Source organism: Hyphomonas sp., from assembly GCF_036964145.1.
Classification (GTDB): domain Bacteria; phylum Pseudomonadota; class Alphaproteobacteria; order Caulobacterales; family Hyphomonadaceae; genus Hyphomonas.
Genome location: NZ_JBALUC010000003.1, coordinates 441,622 through 458,203 on the forward strand (window position 1 = coordinate 441,622; position 16,582 = coordinate 458,203).

General features: G+C 59.9%; 17 protein-coding genes and 1 tRNA gene. 8 read left to right on the forward strand and 10 right to left on the reverse strand.

Annotated features, from left to right (window positions below; translation table 11 throughout):
* Positions 1-44: 44 nt before the first annotated feature.
* The 6 genes from V7660_RS11930 to V7660_RS11955 all read left to right on the forward strand — a co-directional run bounded on the left by V7660_RS11930 (position 45) and on the right by V7660_RS11955 (position 3,717).
* Positions 45-596, forward strand: coding sequence for a ubiquinol-cytochrome C chaperone family protein (locus V7660_RS11930; protein ID WP_335603272.1), 552 nt, complete (start codon positions 45-47; stop codon positions 594-596).
* Positions 597-688: 92 nt separating this feature from the next.
* Entirely contained in the window at positions 689-1,714 is a 1,026-nt protein-coding gene (gene plsX, locus V7660_RS11935) for a phosphate acyltransferase PlsX (protein ID WP_335603273.1), read from the forward strand.
* A 23-nt stretch (positions 1,715-1,737) separates the two neighbouring features.
* Entirely contained in the window at positions 1,738-2,709 is a 972-nt protein-coding gene (locus V7660_RS11940) for a beta-ketoacyl-ACP synthase III (protein WP_335603274.1), read from the forward strand.
* A gap of 103 nt (positions 2,710-2,812) precedes the next feature.
* Positions 2,813-3,106 (forward strand): integration host factor subunit alpha, encoded by a 294-nt coding sequence (locus V7660_RS11945; protein WP_335603275.1) that lies wholly within the window; start codon positions 2,813-2,815, stop codon positions 3,104-3,106.
* Between the two features lie 16 nt (positions 3,107-3,122).
* A complete protein-coding gene (locus V7660_RS11950) occupies positions 3,123-3,587 on the forward strand; it encodes a MerR family transcriptional regulator (protein ID WP_335603276.1) in 465 nt (154 codons plus the stop codon).
* A 53-nt stretch (positions 3,588-3,640) separates the two neighbouring features.
* Positions 3,641-3,717, forward strand: a tRNA-Pro gene (locus V7660_RS11955).
* Positions 3,718-3,763: 46 nt separating this feature from the next.
* On the opposite strand, the gene V7660_RS11960 is transcribed toward V7660_RS11955, so the two are convergent.
* From V7660_RS11960 to V7660_RS12000, 9 genes are all read right to left on the reverse strand, one after another.
* Entirely contained in the window at positions 3,764-4,225 is a 462-nt protein-coding gene (locus tag V7660_RS11960; protein ID WP_335603277.1) for a helix-turn-helix domain-containing protein, read from the reverse strand.
* 151 nt (positions 4,226-4,376) lie between these two features.
* Positions 4,377-6,617 carry a S9 family peptidase gene (locus tag V7660_RS11965; RefSeq protein WP_335603278.1) on the reverse strand — a complete coding sequence of 747 codons (2,241 nt, stop codon included), beginning with the start codon at positions 6,615-6,617 and terminating at the stop codon, positions 4,377-4,379.
* A gap of 64 nt (positions 6,618-6,681) precedes the next feature.
* Positions 6,682-7,086 carry a peptide-methionine (R)-S-oxide reductase MsrB gene (gene msrB, locus V7660_RS11970; RefSeq protein ID WP_335603279.1) on the reverse strand — a complete coding sequence of 135 codons (405 nt, stop codon included), beginning with the start codon at positions 7,084-7,086 and terminating at the stop codon, positions 6,682-6,684.
* 147 nt (positions 7,087-7,233) lie between these two features.
* The gene (locus tag V7660_RS11975; RefSeq protein WP_335603280.1) at positions 7,234-7,689 is read right to left on the reverse strand and encodes a MaoC family dehydratase; all 456 of its coding nucleotides are present in this window, start codon (positions 7,687-7,689) and stop codon (positions 7,234-7,236) included.
* 110 nt (positions 7,690-7,799) lie between these two features.
* Complete coding sequence (locus tag V7660_RS11980) at positions 7,800-8,399, reverse strand: aminotransferase class V-fold PLP-dependent enzyme (protein WP_335603281.1); 600 nt, start codon at positions 8,397-8,399, stop codon at positions 7,800-7,802.
* 31 nt (positions 8,400-8,430) lie between these two features.
* Positions 8,431-8,943 (reverse strand): aminotransferase class V-fold PLP-dependent enzyme, encoded by a 513-nt coding sequence (locus V7660_RS11985; RefSeq protein ID WP_335603282.1) that lies wholly within the window; start codon positions 8,941-8,943, stop codon positions 8,431-8,433.
* A 59-nt stretch (positions 8,944-9,002) separates the two neighbouring features.
* Entirely contained in the window at positions 9,003-10,550 is a 1,548-nt protein-coding gene (locus V7660_RS11990; protein ID WP_335603283.1) for an acyl-CoA synthetase, read from the reverse strand.
* Positions 10,551-10,660: 110 nt separating this feature from the next.
* Complete coding sequence (locus V7660_RS11995) at positions 10,661-11,590, reverse strand: sterol desaturase family protein (RefSeq protein WP_335603284.1); 930 nt, start codon at positions 11,588-11,590, stop codon at positions 10,661-10,663.
* Positions 11,591-11,713: 123 nt separating this feature from the next.
* Positions 11,714-13,015 carry a Xaa-Pro dipeptidase gene (locus tag V7660_RS12000; protein WP_335603285.1) on the reverse strand — a complete coding sequence of 434 codons (1,302 nt, stop codon included), beginning with the start codon at positions 13,013-13,015 and terminating at the stop codon, positions 11,714-11,716.
* Between the two features lie 150 nt (positions 13,016-13,165).
* On the opposite strand from V7660_RS12000, the gene V7660_RS12005 reads away from it, so the two are divergent.
* Both V7660_RS12005 and V7660_RS12010 read left to right on the forward strand, forming a co-directional pair.
* Positions 13,166-14,077 carry a crotonase/enoyl-CoA hydratase family protein gene (locus V7660_RS12005; protein WP_335603286.1) on the forward strand — a complete coding sequence of 304 codons (912 nt, stop codon included), beginning with the start codon at positions 13,166-13,168 and terminating at the stop codon, positions 14,075-14,077.
* 8 nt (positions 14,078-14,085) lie between these two features.
* Entirely contained in the window at positions 14,086-15,054 is a 969-nt protein-coding gene (locus tag V7660_RS12010; RefSeq protein ID WP_335603287.1) for an alpha/beta fold hydrolase, read from the forward strand.
* A 3-nt stretch (positions 15,055-15,057) separates the two neighbouring features.
* On the opposite strand, the gene V7660_RS12015 is transcribed toward V7660_RS12010, so the two are convergent.
* Positions 15,058-16,554: a replicative DNA helicase gene (locus V7660_RS12015; protein WP_335603288.1), complete on the reverse strand. Its 1,497-nt coding sequence runs from the start codon at positions 16,552-16,554 to the stop codon at positions 15,058-15,060.
* Positions 16,555-16,582 lie beyond the last annotated feature (28 nt).

Below are 16,582 nucleotides of genomic sequence, written 5' to 3' on the forward strand. Positions count from 1 at the left end.
CCTAGCTGTTGGTGGCCGGTCTTGGCAAGCGGAGGAGTGCAGGTGTGGTCGGGTTTCGCAAACTCTGGGACAGGCAGGGCGCCCAGGCCCGGACCTCGGCGCGCGCGCTGTATGCCGATCTGGCGACGGCTGCCCTGAACGCGCCCCTGTACGAACAGGGCGCTGCGCGGGACACTTTCGAAGGCCGTGCAGCCATGATTACCGCGAATGCAACCCTGGTCATGTGGCGATTGAAGCGGATTGATACGCCGTTGGCGCGCAAGATCGCCGAACGGCTGAACGGGCTGGTGCTGGATGGATTCGATGCGGCCTATCGGGAACTGGGCGTCGGTGATTCGTCGATAGCCCGTAAAGTCCGCAAGCTGGCGGAAATCCATTATGGGCTGGGAAAGGCCCTGACAGAGGCGCTGAATACGCCCCAATCTGACCGGATTGGGGCTGTCACAGACTGCGTGAAGCGGAATGCCGTAAGCCAGGATGACAAGGACTCCCTGCTGGCCGCCTATTTACTACACAATGCAGGGCGTTTCGAAGCGGTGGAGGATGACGACGTGCTTGTCGGCAAACTGGCCTGGACGCTTCCCGGCGCAGATTAGCCATCCTTCACATCCACGGCGTTGCCAAGGTTCGAGGCGCACCGTAAACACCGGAAAGTATTCCGAAGGAACTCGTGGAGCACGAAAGCCTGATGGCCCAAGGCCTAATTCTCGCAATTGACGCAATGGGGGGCGACGCAGCCCCGGAAGTAACGGTCGCGGGAGCGGAGCTGTTCCTTGCTGCGCGTCCTGATGCGTCCGTGCGGCTGCATGGCGACGAAGCCCAGCTGAAACCTCTGCTGTCTAAATCGTCCGACCGGATCGAGATTGTCCACACCGATCTCTATGTGACCAGCGACATGAAGCCCAGCCAGGCCCTCCGGCGCGGCAAGGGGTCTTCGATGTGGAACGCGATTCATGATGTGAAAGACGGCGCCGCGCATGCCTCTGTTTCTGCGGGCAATACCGGCGCGCTGATGGCGATTTCGATGCTGGTCCTGCGCAAGATGGACGGGGTCCACCGCCCGGCGATGACGGCGGCCTGGCCGACGCTCCGCGGTCGCAGTGTTGTGCTGGATGTCGGGGCCAATCTCGAAGCCGACGCCGCGCAATTGGTGACCTTTGCCATCATGGGCGAAGCCTATGCGCGCGCGATTCTGGGCATTGAGAAGCCGACTATCGGCATTCTCAATATCGGCTCGGAAGAGATGAAGGGCCATGACGAAATTCGCGAGGCGCATGAGTGGCTGCGCAATTCCGGGCTCGATCTCGCCTATCACGGCTTCATCGAAGGCGACGATATTTCGTCCGGGACGGTCGATGTCATCGTGACGGACGGGTTCACCGGAAACGTGGCGCTCAAGACAGGCGAAGGCGTGGCCCGAATGCTTGGCATGCGCGTACGCGAAGCCCTGACCGGCGGCATCCTGTCCAAGATCGGTGCCTTGCTCGCCATGGGCGGGCTCAAGCAATTGCGGGAACAGATGAATCCGAGCAACGTAAACGGCGGCGTGCTGTTGGGGCTTGGCGGCATTTCGGTGAAGAGCCATGGCGGCACTGACAGTCGGGGCTTTGCCCAGGCCTGCAAACTGGCCGCCGACCTCGCCGCAAGTCACTTCAGGGATGAGGTTGCAGCCAATCTCGAGAAAATCAGACAGAAGGGTATGGCGGCCGAATAGGCCGTCCTATTGATAGGCAAGACATGGCGCGGCGCAGTTTTATCCGTGGAACCGGCAGCTATCTTCCTGAGAAGGTTCTGACCAATGATGATCTGTCCAAAATGGTCGATACGACCGATGACTGGATCGTGGAGCGCACGGGCATTCGCCGGCGGCATATTGCAGCCGATGGCGAACTGACGTCGGACATTGCGACGGCAGCGGCCAAGCAGGCGCTTGAGGCGGCTGGCCTGCAGGCCAGCGATGTCGACCTGATCGTTCTCGCTACAACCACACCTGACCAGACGTTTCCGGCGACGGCGACCGCCGTTCAGGCAAAGCTCGGAATCGACAAGGGCGCCGCCTTTGACGTCCAGGCGGTGTGTTCGGGATTTCTGTTTGCCCTGGCCACAGCCGACTCGATGTTGAAGCAGGGCCTGTTCAACACGGCGCTGGTGATCGGCGCGGAAACCTTCACCCGTATCCTCGACTGGTCGGACCGCGGCACCTGTGTCCTGTTCGGGGATGGTGGCGGCGCCGTCGTCATTCAGGCCGAGGAATGGACCGGTGCGGACGATGCCGGAATCATCACGCATCACATCCGGACGGACGGCACGAAATCCGACCTGCTCTATGTCGATGGCGGGGTCAGCTCCACCGGCACGATTGGCCATGTCCGCATGGAAGGCAATCGGGTGTTCCGTCATGCGGTTGCGAACATTTCATCAGCCATCCAGGCCGTGCTCGATGAAACCGGGCTGACCTCTGAGCAGATCGACTGGTTTGTTCCCCATCAGGCAAACAAGCGCATCCTCGATGCGGTCGCGAAGCGGATGAAGATCGACGATGATAAAGTGATCATCACGGTGGATCAGCATGCCAACACATCTGCAGCGTCCATTCCGCTTGCGTTGAACCATGCCGTGCGGACGGGCCGGGCCAAACCGGGCGACCTGATTCTCTCAGAGGCGATGGGCGGCGGATTTTCCTGGGGCGCAAGCCTTTTCCGCCTCTAGCCTGTTTGGCAAAAATCAGCATTATCAAAGAACTCACGCAACGGCTTCGCTAGGGATCCGTTAACGAAACGCGTCTAATCATTAACCAGAGCGGGAGAATCCCATGAGCAACCAGACCGTCACCAGGGCAGAAGTCACGGACGCCATCGTCCGCGAAGTGGGTGTGACACGCCAGGAATCGTCAGACTTGCTGGACAGAACACTGGAACTGATCGGCTCGGCCCTGGAGACAGAGGACGAGGTGAAGCTCTCCCGCTTTGGCAATTTCGTGGTGCGATCAAAAGCACCCCGGGAAGGCCGCAATCCGAAAACCGGGCAGGAAGCCGTGATCGCCGCACGCCGCGTTGTCACCTTCCGCCCTTCACCAATGTTGAAATCATTGGTGGATCACAAATAATCAGGAAGGATTCCCCATGTCGGCAAGCCGGGCCCGTATCACCAAATCAGCTCAAGCATTCCGCTCCATTGGAGAGGCGGCTGGAGAGCTTGGGCTCGAAACGCATGTGATCCGATATTGGGAAACCAAATTCACCAAGGATGTCCGCCCGATCAAGCGCGCCGATGGCCGCCGAATGTTTCGGCCACAAGATCTCGACGCGCTCCGCGCCATCCAGATCCTGGTGCATGAAAAGGGTCTCACGCTGAAGGGTGCCAAGGCGCTGCTGGCGGAGCAGGGCGTTCCGGCCGTGTTGTCCGGGGCGGCTACGCTGGGCACCAGCCCGGCGCGTGAGCTTCAGAAGACGGTGGCTGACGCCTTCAAGGCCGATGTTTCCAGCGAGACCTCCGGGGACTCCCGGGAGCGCCTTGAGGACACGCTGGTCGGGTTGAAAGACCTGAAGGCGCGGCTGGATGCGGTTCGCCAAACTCGCGCAGCCTGAACCCACATAAGACATTGCGGAAACAGGGTGGCTTGGGTACAAGCCGCCGGAGTCGGAGCGTGGCGCAGCCCGGTAGCGCACTCGCCTGGGGGGCGAGGGGTCGTAGGTTCGAATCCTATCGCTCCGACCATTTCCAAACAGTGCCGTATCGCCTCGTGCCTGCGGTCCGGGACAGCTTACCCCACGGTCTTGAATTGTTCGGTGTACCGCGTGGCGACGTGGACAATGACAACTGTCGCGGCATGTGAGACCAGACCCACCGTCCACCAGATCAATGGCCACTTCATCACGAACGTATCGCCGCCGATGCCTATGCTGATGCCGAGGAAGACAAAGACCCCGATCACATAGCCTGAGAGGTGGATCCAGAAGGAGAGGCGGATTCCTGCCCGGACCTTTTCATTCTGGAGTTCAACCATCCTTGTGGCTTCAGCCTCCTGATCAAGCGACAGGGCGATGACATCGACATTATATGCCGCCGCCAGCGCCTTGAGGGACTCTTGGGAGGCTGGTTCGCCGTTTTCGATACGCTGGATGGTGCGAAGGCCGATCCCGGCGAGGTCGGCGACGTGTTCCTGCGACCAGTGGCGCTCTTCGCGCCAGCGCTTGATCTTGGCGGCATCTGCTTTGAAGGACATGTTTTCTCCTGGGTGCGTTCGTTATCAGATGAACCCAAAAGACTGCAACTGGCGGCGTTCCTCCACGCCAGACAGGCGTCACGACCCCGCCACGGGGCCGTCAGCTTGCCGCCAGTGCATTAAATTCAAGGATGTATCAGCGGATCAGGCTCTACTCGTCCTTCAGATCGACGCCTTCGACCTTGCCCATTGCAGCCAGCGCGAAGGCGAAATCTAGCGCGACATCCTTCAGGCCCTCAAACCGGCCTGACGCGCCGCCATGGCCACCTTCCATCTCGATGCGCAGGAAGTAGGGACCGCCATTCGGGGCGTCGTGGCGCAGGCGCGCAGCCCATTTGGTCGGCTCCCAATAGGTCACACGCGGATCGGACAGGCCGCCGGTGATGAGCATCGGCGGATACGGCCGGTCGGCGACATTGTCATACGGGCTGTAGGCCATGATCGTGTCGTAATCCTCGGCCGAGACGAGCGGATTGCCCCATTCCGGCCATTCCGGTGGGGTCAGCGGCAGGCTTTCATCCGACATGGTGTTGACGACATCCACGAACGGGACAGCGGCGATGATGCCCCCAAACAATTCAGGGTCCATATTGGCGACTGCGCCCATCAGGAGACCGCCAGCAGATCCGCCATAGGCCACGATGTTGCCTTCAGACGTATAGTTCTGGTCGACGAGGTAATGCCCCGCAGCGATGAAATCCTTGAATGTGTTCGGCTTCTTCTCAAGCTTGCCATCGAGATACCATTGGTAGCCCTTGGACATGCTGCCGCGGGGATGCACGATAGCGTAGATCACGCCGCGGTCCACTAGGCTGAGCCGGCTGGTCCGGAAGTCAGCCGGATAGGTGATGCCGTAAGAGCCATAGCCGTAGAGCAGCATCGGCGCTGATCCGTCGACCGGGGTCGATTTGTGACGCAGCAAGGTGATTGGCACGTCTACCCCATCCCAGGATGGGGCCATCAATCGTTCGGCGACATAGTCCTCAGGATTATGTCCGGACGGGACTTCCTGCGTCTTGCGGAGAATACGGTCATGCGTGTTCAGATCATAATCGAACACCTGATCAGGTGTGGTCGGAGACGAGTATTCGAAGCGCAGGATCGGCGTGTCGAAATCATAGCCGCTATCGAGGCCGAGCGAGTAGGCGGCTTCCTCGAAATTGATCTTGTGGCTGGAGCCATCCTTGCGGGCGCGGACGACGATTTGCGGCAGGCTGTTTTCCCGCTCCATGATGGCGAGATAATCCTTCTGGGCCTGCACCCCCAGAATGAGCGTACCGGGCCGGTGCGGGATGACTTCTTCCCAGGCACCCCGGCTGGTCGACTCCATCGGCGCGCGCATCAGCTTGAAATCAACGGCGCCGTCGAGATTGGTGTAGATGTAGAATTGGCCGTCCCAGTGGACGACATTGTATTCATTGTCGGTCTGGCGCGGCGCGATGATGCGCGGCGTCGGGTCGGCCTCAGCTGCCGGGAACCAGTAGACTTCGGATGTTGTGTGGCTGGAAGCGCTGATGAAGATGATGTCTTCGCTGGCGCTCTTGCTGATGCTCAGGAATACGCCGGGATCGTTTTCCTTGTAGAGCAGCGTATCTTCACCGGTCTTCAGGTCACGCTGCCAGACCGAGTCCGGACGCGCATTCTCGTCGCGGTGAATCCAGTAGATGCGCGTGCCGTCGGTGCTCCATTCGAACGGGCCATAGGCGCTGTCGATCTGGACGCCCTGGTCTTCGCCTGTCTCGGTGTTCTTGAGGCGGATCGTGTAGAACTCGCTGCCTTGCGTATCAGTCGCATAGGCAATCAGGCTGTGGTCCGGTGAGGTGTCGATGCCCCCAAAGGAGAAATAGTCCTCACCCTTGCCGAGAGCGTCCCCATCCAGAAGAATGGTCTCTTCTGCGTCCGGGTCGAAGGCCTTGTCAGCCGGTTTGCGGGCAATGATCGGATACTCGCCGCCTTCCCGGTAGCGCGTATAATAGGCATAGGGACCGTCGATCTCCGGAACAGTGCTGTCGTCTTCCTTGATACGGCCGCGCATCTCCTTGAAGAGTTCATCCCGCAGCTCTGTCGTGGGCGTTTCCAGCGCGGCCTTGGTGAAAGCGTTCTCCGCTTCGAGATAGTCGCGAATATCCTGACGCAGGACGCTGGGGTCCCGCATCACTTCCTGCCACTTCTCGTCCTTCATCCAGTGATACGGATCATTGCGGGTGCGGCCGACCTGCGTGATTTCATGATCGATACGCGGCGCGACCGGCGGTGTAAGCGTTTTGAGGGCGGGGGATTCCTGGGGCGCGGGTTCAGCCTGTGCCACATCTGGGGAGGGTGTTTCAGTCATTGTGCATCCGGGGGTGAGCGCCAGTGTGGCGGCGCTGATCAGGAGGAGGGGAAGGCGCATATCTGGGACTCCGACGCTATGAGTTTGGCCGGATAGGATCAGGTACGCCTGATTGTGTCTAGGTTTAGTGGGTGGGTTTGAAGTTCAAAACGATGCCATTGATGCACCAACGCTCCCCGGTGGGCGGGGGGCCGTCCTTGAAGACATGTCCCTGGTGCATGCCGCAAATGGCACAATGGCATTCGGTGCGCGGCAGGAGCATCTTGAAATCGGTCTTGGTGGCGACAACGCCCTCGCTGGCGGGCTGCCAGAAGCTTGGCCAGCCTGTCCCTGACTCGAATTTGTGCTCCGACGACCAGAGCGGGGTGTCACAGCCCTTGCAATGGAAGAGTCCGTCGCGCTTCTCGTCATTATGATTGCCGGGCGTGAAGGCACGCTCGGTGCCGTCCTTGATGCCAACGCGATACTCGTCTTCGGTCAGCATTTCGCGCCATTCGCGGTCCGACCGCTCGATCTTGGTCTTCGTCATGAGGAGCTCCACGATAGTGTTCTCCCATCATATAGGCGGTTCGGCGGATCGCGCCATGATCGGCGGTGCAATCGACGTTGGTGCCCCAAAAGAAAAAGGGACCGCCCTGAGACGGTCCCTTCGTAATTTGGGTAGATTTCAGGTGGCCTAGCCGTACAGAACCGTGATGGATTCTGCGACGAGCGCCGGGCGCTCCTGGCCTTCAATCTCCACCGTGGCTTCCATCTTCATCTGCTTGCCGCCAGCCTTCGGCTCAACCGACAGGCATTTCTGGCGCAGGCGAACCTTGGAGCCGACCGGAACCATGTTCGTGAAGCGGACCTTGTCGGAGCCGTAATTGATGCCACGGGTCGTGCCCGAGACGCGCAGGACTTCAGAGCCCAGCATAGGCAGCAGCGACAGGGTCAGGAAACCGTGCGCGATCGGGCTGCCGAGTTCTTTCGTGGCGCGCTCGACGTCCACGTGGATCCACTGATGATCGCCCGTGGCTTCGGCAAACATGTTGACGCGATCCTGATCGATTGTGTGCCAGTCGGACACGCCGACTTCCTGGCCGGCCAGGGATTCGAGCTCGTCATATGAAATTGTGCGCGGGTCCGCCATGTATTCCTCCTGTTTGAATGCTGCCCTGTTTTGGCTTGGGATAGCGGTCTCGGCAAGCTTGACCGAACGGCAAGTGCGGATTGTGCCAAGGCAGGCAGCGGGTGAGGCGCTTAGACTTGGAGGAAATGTGCGAGTCGCTCGACAAGCCGGTCAGTGTCCTTGTCATCCGTGAAGAGGTGCGGGGTGATCCGCAATCGGTCACCTCGGCGAGATATGAAAATGCCCTCTGCCTTCAACCGCGCCGTAAGGTCGTCTGGCGCCGACTCCGGCAGTCTGGGGCAGAGATAATGGGGGCCGCGCTCGGACTCCGGAGGGCAGAACAGGCCAACCGAATTGAGCCTTTCAGACAGGTCCGCATTGCGGATCCGGAGCGTGCGCTCCACATTGTCGACTCCCCAGCCAAGAAGGGTGCGTACGGCGCTTTCGAAGGCGGGAAGGAGCGCGAAATTCGAGCGTTCCCCCATGTCAAATCGTTCTGCGCCGGGCTCGTATTCGTCGGTGTAGTCAATCAGTCTTGCGAAATTAGAGGCGCCTTTCCGGGTGATCCAGTTCCGCTCCAAGGGGACGCCCGCCCGGTGTTCGGGGCCGACATAGAGGAAGCCGGTCGCATAGGGGCCGAGCAGCCATTTGTATCCGGCGACTGCCACGAAATCGGGTTGAACCTCTTCCGCATTGAAATCGAGAGCGCCGCAGCTCTGGGTCAGGTCCAATACGAGCGCAGCCCCAACTTCCCGGCATTTTTTACCGACCGGCAACATCGATCAGTGCGCCATCGGTCCAGCGAATATGCGCGCAAGCCACAAGTCCGGTATTGGGCCCAATCGCGTTGAGGAGACACTCGGACAGAGTCGAATTGCCTGTGCTGGTGATGGTTTTCAACTCAGCGCCGATCGACTCCGCCAAGGCACGCCAGACGTAAACATTCGAGGGAAACTGATCTCCCAGGACAAGAATTTCCTGACCTTTCGTCAATCTGATGTTCGCGGCTGCGGTGGCCAGCGCGTAACTTACAGACGGCACAAAGGCGATGCCCTCGGTGTCCCCATGGATCAGTTGGGCCAGTAGGGGGCGGAGGCGCGCGGTATCCGCAAAAAAGTCTGTGTCCTGAATGAACCAGGGCTGCAGCTTCCGGGCGAGTCCGATCTTTCCGGCCTCGACCGAGGCTTTCGTCATCGGCCCCATCGTTGCGGTGTTGAAATAGGCGACATCGTCCGGGATATCGAACAAATGGCGCTGGTTTGGGATGACGCTCATGATCTTCCTTAACCCGGAAGAAAAATGAGGGACAGTGGGACCTGCGCTTTTTGGCCCCTCTAGACGATGCGGCTATCCTTCTTGCCCCAATACCGATCACGTATCAGCCTCTTGTACAGCTTTCCGGTCGGATGGCGTGGCAGCTCCAGATCGAAATCAAGGCTTTTCGGGCATTTGATCTTCGAGAGTTCACCCCGACAGAATTCCAGAAGCTCGGCGGCCAGCTCGTCAGAGGGCGCGATGCCCGGCATGGGCTGGATAATGGCTTTGACCGACTCGCCGAATTCCTCGTCGGGCACACCGATCACGGCAACATCCGCGACTTTCGGGTGCGTAATCAGCACGTTTTCGGCTTCCTGCGGATAGATATTCACCCCGCCTGAAATGATCATGAAGGCCTTGCGGTCTGTTAGATAGAGGAAGCCGTCCTCGTCCACTTTCCCGACATCCCCGAGCGAGGACCAGTCAGGATGTTTTGGATTGAGCGCAGAGGCATTCTTCTCGGGGTCATTATGGTAGTTCGGCGGGGTCGTGCCGCCGAAATAGACTTGGCCTTCCTGGCCGACAGGCACTTCGTCGCCGTCCTCGTTGCAGATATGGAGTTCGCCCCAGATCGCCTTGCCGACCGTGCCCTTGTGGGTAAGCCAGTCAGCGCTTCTGGCCCATGTCATGCCATTGCCCTCGGATCCCGCATAATATTCGTCAATGATGGCGCCCCACCAGTCGATCATCTGTTCCTTGACGGGGACCGGGCATGGCGCAGCGGCGTGGATAACGAATTCCAGGCTGGAGACATCATAGGATTTGCGGACCTCTTCCGGAAGCTTCAGGAGCTTCACGAACATGGTCGGCACCATCTGGGTATGGGTTGCCTTGTGAGTCTGCACACAGTCGAGGAAGGCCTCTGGATCGAATTTCTCCATGATGACCAGGGTTGCGCCCAGCCGGGTGAACGTCATGCACCAGCGCAGAGGGGCGGCATGATAGAGCGGCGCCGGCGACAAATAGATATTGCCCGCTCCCGCGCCCGCCATTGCCTGAGTGATCTGGATCAGGACATTGTCCCCATCAATTGGGGTGTTCGGTTCCAGGGCAGGGCGGATGCCTTTTGGCCGGCCCGTCGTGCCGGAGGAATAGAGCATGTCCGTTCCGGCCATTTCATCCGGAATGGGGGTGACCGGGAAGCCGGACTGATGCGTTTCCAGTCGCTGGAAACCGTCGATATCGCCATCAATGGACCAATAATGATCAAGCGAGGTGACCTGTTTGACCTGCTTTGCGATATCACTCTTGCCGGCGCTGGCGATCAGGAGCGAGCTGCCGGAATCTTCCAGAATGTATTTCACCTCGGGCGCGGTGAGGCGCGAAGAGACGCAAACGAAGTAAAGCCCCGATCGCTGGGCAGCCCAGCAGACTTCGAAATACCGCGGCGAGTTTTCGGCGAAAAGCGCGATTGTGTCGCCCGGTTTCAGCCCGGCATCGCGAAATGCGTGGGCGATCTGGTTGGACCGCTCATCCAACTGCTTGAAGGTGACGGTCTCGCCGGACGCGGCCATGATATAGGCGGCCTTGTCGGGGTGGGTCTTCGCGTGATGGCAGGGATGCATGTCTTCCTCCTGGGGATCGGCGCGGCTTCTGGTGAGCGCGTTCGATGTTCAGGGAAAGTTTTTAGCTGGGCATTCGCATTCGTCCACGGGCAACGTCGCGTCAGCCGAGTTTATTCCGGAAATCCCGGCGTGCCGCGTTTCTCCGGATTTTCCTGCAGATAGGCGTATTTGAGTTCGGTCGAGCGGTTGTGTTTGCCTTCTGGGCACCAGCCGGGTTCGCTGATTAGGCGACCTATCCAGCGATGGGGACGCAGCCCGTCCGAGGCACAATCCTTCATCAGCGCGTAGAATTCGTGGAACGCAATGACCACCGGGTTATGGGTTCCGAGCGGCTTCACGATGCCATAGATCGGTTTTTCGTCCTCCAGTTCCGGAACGAATGTCCCGAACATCTTGTCCCAGGTGATGAATACGCCCGCGAAATTCGTATCGAGATACCGGGCATTGGTGGCGTGATGGACCCGGTGATGGCTCGGCGTATTGAAGACCGCTTCGAACCAGCGGGGCATCCGGTCAATGGCTTCGGTATGGATCCAGAACTGATAGAGCAGGTTCAGTCCGCCCACGAAGAATATGACATAGGGATGGAAGCCGATGACAACCATGGGAAGGCCAATCCAGATCAGCCCGGTGAACGGTCCGAACCAGGGTTGGCGCAAAGCGGTCGTGAGATTGTAATTGGTCGATGAGTGATGGGTGACGTGCTCCATCCACCACCAGCGGGCGCGGTGCGCGAAACGGTGCTTCCAGTAATAGATGAAATCATACAGGACGAAGCCGATCACCGCCGACCAGAGAGTGAAAGGCAGGGTGAACACGCGAAATGGCCAGGCCACCAGCATCATCCAGATGGCGATCGCCCCGGTCAGCGTATTGATGACGACATTGCCGAGTCCCATTGCCAGCGAGGCAAAGGCGTCCTTTGTGTCATATTTGCCCCGCGCCCGGCCTGATTTGACCGCCCACCATTCCAGCGCAACCGATAGAATAAAGATCGGGGCGGCGAATATCGTGACGGCGGGCAGCGGATTGAATTCCATGAGTGGCAGGTGTTGTCCTTGAAGGTTTCTGTCTCTCCCGACCGTGCAGCCGAGCGGCATTCAGGGAATCGTGATCTGGATCATGTTTAGACGAATCAGGCCGCAGCGGGAAAGGGGGCTGCGTCAGTACGTACCTGCCGCCGGCTTGCCGTCACGCTTGTAGACCGTGCCATCCTTCATCACGAAGTCGACGGCCTCGAAGGCGGATATGTCAGCGAGAGGATTGGTGTCCACGGCGACGAAATCAGCGCGGCACCCGACATCCCCGCATCCGAGGGCGCCCGTCTTGTCCAGCGCCTCCGCGGCCAGACTGGTTGCAGCCTGAAGGGCCTGCATCGGTGTCATGCCGAGCGTGACCATGCGGGAGAATTGGTGGCCATTGTCTCCATGCGGGTAAACGCCCGAATCGGACCCGAAAACGACTTTCACGCCTGCCTTCACGGCCGCAGTGAAACTGTCACGCTGGATCTTTGAAATGGCACGTTCTTTCGCCAGGGATTCCTCCAGCACGCCATTCTTCTCGCCCTCGGCCAGAGTGTATTCGGTGTTGTAAATGTCCATCGACAGATAGGTGCCGTGCTCCTTGGCGAGATTGATCGTGTCCTCGTCGAGGATGCTGGCATGTTCGATTGTGTCGATGCCCGCGAGGATCGCGTTCTTGATGCCAATCGTGCCATGCGCATGGGAGGCGACCTTGATCCCCCGCGCGTGGGCTTCTTCGGCAATGGCCGTCAGCTCTTCCAGCGTGCCCTGTGCTGCGCCGAGGCTGGTGCCCTTCGAAAACACGCCGCCCGTGGAGCAGGTCTTGATCAGGTCGACGCCGTATTTGATGTTCCGGCGAACCTTTTCCCGCATTTCCCAGGGGCCGGTGGCAACATTTTCGCCGGTCAATTCATATTCCGACGGAAGCAGATTGGTGTCGGAGCAGTGCCCGCCCAGAATGCCGACCGGCGGCCCGGACACAAACATGCGCGGCCCCGAAATATCCCCCTCATTGATTGCATCACGCAATGCGACGTCGCCATAGCTGGACGCCCCGACATTCCGGACCGTGGTGAAGCCGGCCAGCAATGTCTTGCGGGCATTCTTGACCCCGGTGAGGACCTGCCGCTCATCCGAGAAACTCAACGAATAATATGCGGGGTCTTCCGGGTCGGAGGTGAGATGGGTGTGCATGTCGATGAAACCGGGCACAAGCGTCGCGTCGCCAAGATCAATGAAGGTCGCCTCCGCCGGCTTGCGCAGCCTGTTCGCGGTTCCGCGCGCCGTGATGACACCATCTTCAATCACGAAGGCTGGCCGGTTCACCGTTTCCGCCGTTACGGGATCCACGAACTTGCCTGCGGTGAGATAGAGGGTCTCGGCTGCGGCAGGCAGGGAAAGCAGCGCCATGGACGCGCCGGCTAGCAGGGCTGTCAGTTTCATCGTGGAGATCCTTTGGCTGTGAGGGCTGAGTTTATCGAGCGCAGCCCGCGGCAAGGTCAAGCGATGGGGTGAATGCCGCTGGGTAAGTCTTGACGAATGCTGAGGCACAGGCAGCTTGGGCTCGAAAAATCAGCACAAGGGAGGCAAGCCGTGGCGCAGCCGAAAGAATTTGAACAGATCATCCTCGATATCGAAGAGGGCGTTGCGACGCTGACGCTGAATCGCCCGGCCAAGATGAATGCCTTCACCGGCAAGATGATGTACGAAATGATCGAGGCGTTCGACATTACCGATGCCGACGACAGTGTGCGTGTGGTCATCGTGACCGGCTCGGGCGACCGGGCGTTCTGCGCCGGAGCTGACCTGTCCGAAGGCGCCAAGACCTTCGACTATGACAAGCGCGCCGAGGACGGCGAGGCGGGCCGGACGGATGACGTGGATATCCAACGCGATGGCGGTGGCCGCGTAACACTGCGGATTTTTGACAGCCTCAAACCGGTGATCGGCGCGATCAATGGCGCAGCCGTCGGTATCGGCGTGACTATGCAGCTGCCTATGGATATCCGCATCGCATCGGACAATGCCCGGTTCGGCTTCGTGTTCAATCGCCGGGGTATCAATCCGGAAGCGGCTTCCAGCTGGTTCCTGCCGCGGCTCGTGGGCATCTCACAGGCGCTTGAGTGGTGCTATTCCGGCCGGGTCTTCCCGGCGCAGGAGGCAATGGAGGGCGGCCTTGTTCGCTCGGTTCATCCGCAGGCGGAGCTGATGGATGTGGCCCGCGCCATGGCCCGGGAAATCGCCGACAATACCGCAGCCGTCTCCACAACCCTGACACGGCAGATGATGTGGCGCATGCTCGGTGCCAGCCATCCGATGGAGGCCCACATTGTGGACTCGGCCGCAATCTATTCCCGCGGCAAGACCCAGGACGCCAAGGAAGGCGTCATGAGCTTCCTCGAAAAGCGCAAGCCGGTCTATCCGGTGAAAGTCTCCGACGGAATGCCGAACTTTTACCCGTGGTGGGATGAGCCGAAATTCAAATGGATCGGCGACAAGGACTAGGCAAAGCAATGTCTCCCGAACTGAGAATGATCGAGACCAATGGCGTCCGCCTGCGCGTGGCTCTGGCGGGGGACGGTCCGCTTGTCATTCTCGTTCACGGATTTCCGGAGAGCTGGTATTCTTGGCGTCACCAGATCGAGGCGCTCTCCAGGGCAGGCTATCGGGTCGCGGCACCTGATGTGCGCGGCTATGGAGGCTCCGACCGGCCCCATGACGTTGAAGCCTACGATATGGAAAGCCTGACCGGAGACATTGCTGGTCTCGCGGCGGCCTTGTCCCCTGATGAACAGGCGGTTGTTGTCGGCCATGATTGGGGCGCCCCGATTGCCTGGAACACGGCGCGGCTCCACGCGGATCGCTTCCGCGCGGTGGCCGGCCTGTCTGTGCCTTATCTGCCGCCCGGTGATGTGGTCTTCATCGACGCGGCGCGCGCCTTGTTCACGGATCGCGGCCTGTTCTTCTATCAAATCTATTTTCAGGATCAGGGACCGCCCGAGGCCGAGCTCGAAGCCGATCCGGCTGAGACGATCCGGAAATTCTACTATGCCATTTCAGGCGATGCGCCAGATGGTACATGGCCGTTCGACAAGAAGCATGGCGATACATTGCTCCACCGCTTGCCGGAGCCGGACATGCCTCTGCCGTGGCTGAATGAGGAAGACGTCGCTTATTACGCCGCCCAATTCCGCCAGTCCGGGTTTCGGGGGCCGCTGAACCGCTATCGCAACTGGCATCGCGATCATGCCTATCTGAAAGCGCATTCGTCTCCAGCCGTCATTGGCCAGCCATCGCTTTTCATTGGGGGAACCCGAGACCTCGTCCTGAAGATGTTTCCGGGTGACATGGTTGCCGCCATGAAACAGAGCCTCGGCGATCTTCGCGGGGCCGAGTTGCTTGAAGGCTGTGGACACTGGACGCAACAGGAGCGTCCTGAAGAGGTGAACCGCCTGCTGCTGGACTGGCTGGGACAGCTTTAGTCGCTATTCGTCGAAATCGCTGCCATAGCCTTGCTGGTCGCGGGACAAATCCCCGAAGCGGGTTATGTTCGAATCGAACGCCAGTTCCACGCGCCCGATCGGGCCGTGCCGCTGCTTGCCGATGATAACTTCGGCCTTGCCATAGACCTGATCCATACGCTCGCGCCACTGGCTCCATTTCTCGTTCGAGGACGGATCGCTCGGGTCTGCGCCGGGCTCTGTCCGCGACAGGTAATATTCTTCGCGATAGACGAACATGACGACATCGGCGTCCTGCTCGATTGAGCCGGATTCCCGAAGGTCAGACAGCTGGGGACGTTTGTCGTCGCGCTGTTCAACAGCTCGCGATAGCTGGGACAGGGCAATGATCGGAACGTTCAGGTCTTTTGCAAGCGCCTTGAGGGACGTCGTGATCTGCGTGATTTCCTGAACGCGGTTCGCATTGGCATTGCCACTGGTCACGGTGATGAGCTGCAGATAGTCGATCACGATCATGTCGAGGCCAACAGACCGCTGGAGGCGACGCGCGCGGGCAGCAAGCTGGCTGATCGAGATGCCGCCCGTATCATCGATATAGAGTGGCAGGTTCTGAAGTTCTTCGGTGGCTTCGCGCAGCCGTTCGAAGTCGCTCTTGTCGAGGTCGCCCTGACGGATGCGGTGTGTGGTGATGCCCGTCCGCTCGGCGATGATTCGCGTGGCGAGCTGTTCGTTCGACATTTCGAGCGAGAAGAAACCGACGATTGCGCCGTCGATGGTTTTTTTCGACCCGTCATCCTGTACTTCGGCGCGATAGGCGGCGGCTGCATTGTACGCGATATTGGTCGCGAGCGAGGTTTTCCCCATTGAGGGACGACCCGCGAGGATGATCAGGTCGGATCTGTGCAGACCGCCGAGCTTTTCATCGAGATCGCGTAGCACGGTCGGGATGCCGGCGATCTTGCCTTCGCGTTTGAAGGCCGCTTCGGCATTTTTCAAAGATTCTGTCAGGGCCTCGGAGAAGGTCGTGAAGCCGCGTCCGGACGAGCCGCGCTCTGCCAGGTCGAACAATTGCCGTTCGGCCAGTTCGATCTGACGTTCGCCGTTTTCTTCCGGGGTCGGGTTCAGGGCGCGCCCCGTGAGTTCACTGCCGATACCAACCAGCGAGCGCCGCATGGCGAGGTCGCGGATCATCCGGGCATAATCGCCCACTTCCGGGCCGAACGCGGCCGAATCAAGCAATTGCTCCAGATAGCGCGCGCCACCGATCTCGGCGAGTTTCTCTGCCTTCTCGAAATGCTCGCGAAGGGTCACCCCGTCGGCGATTCGGCCTTGCTGGATCATGGTTGCCGAAACGTCGAACAATTCCTGATGCGCAGGCGCGTAGAAGTCAGACGGCCGCAGGATGTCGGCTACACGCTGGTAGGCATTGTTATCGAAGAGGATGGCGCCGAGCACAGCCGCCTCGGCCGACAGATTGTGCGGCGGCGCGATGGTTGAAGCAGGGGCGTCATCAAGAGGCATCCGATTCTTTTACCTCACCTGCGAGGCG

Bases quoted from the DNA above. Each gene is read 5' to 3' on its own strand.
- plsX (WP_335603273.1), top strand. From the start codon at position 689: ATGGCCCAAGGCCTAATTCTCGCAATTGACGCAATGGGGGGCGACGCA.
- V7660_RS11940 (WP_335603274.1), top strand. From the start codon at position 1,738: ATGGCGCGGCGCAGTTTTATCCGTGGAACCGGCAGCTATCTTCCTGAG.
- V7660_RS11945 (WP_335603275.1), top strand. From the start codon at position 2,813: ATGAGCAACCAGACCGTCACCAGGGCAGAAGTCACGGACGCCATCGTC.
- V7660_RS11950 (WP_335603276.1), top strand. From the start codon at position 3,123: ATGTCGGCAAGCCGGGCCCGTATCACCAAATCAGCTCAAGCATTCCGC.
- V7660_RS11960 (WP_335603277.1), bottom strand. From the start codon at position 4,225: ATGTCCTTCAAAGCAGATGCCGCCAAGATCAAGCGCTGGCGCGAAGAG.
- V7660_RS11965 (WP_335603278.1), bottom strand. From the start codon at position 6,617: ATGCGCCTTCCCCTCCTCCTGATCAGCGCCGCCACACTGGCGCTCACC.
- msrB (WP_335603279.1), bottom strand. From the start codon at position 7,086: ATGACGAAGACCAAGATCGAGCGGTCGGACCGCGAATGGCGCGAAATG.
- V7660_RS11975 (WP_335603280.1), bottom strand. From the start codon at position 7,689: ATGGCGGACCCGCGCACAATTTCATATGACGAGCTCGAATCCCTGGCC.
- V7660_RS11985 (WP_335603282.1), bottom strand. From the start codon at position 8,943: ATGAGCGTCATCCCAAACCAGCGCCATTTGTTCGATATCCCGGACGAT.
- V7660_RS11990 (WP_335603283.1), bottom strand. From the start codon at position 10,550: ATGCATCCCTGCCATCACGCGAAGACCCACCCCGACAAGGCCGCCTAT.
- V7660_RS11995 (WP_335603284.1), bottom strand. From the start codon at position 11,590: ATGGAATTCAATCCGCTGCCCGCCGTCACGATATTCGCCGCCCCGATC.
- V7660_RS12000 (WP_335603285.1), bottom strand. From the start codon at position 13,015: ATGAAACTGACAGCCCTGCTAGCCGGCGCGTCCATGGCGCTGCTTTCC.
- V7660_RS12010 (WP_335603287.1), top strand. From the start codon at position 14,086: ATGTCTCCCGAACTGAGAATGATCGAGACCAATGGCGTCCGCCTGCGC.
- V7660_RS12015 (WP_335603288.1), bottom strand. From the start codon at position 16,554: ATGCCTCTTGATGACGCCCCTGCTTCAACCATCGCGCCGCCGCACAAT.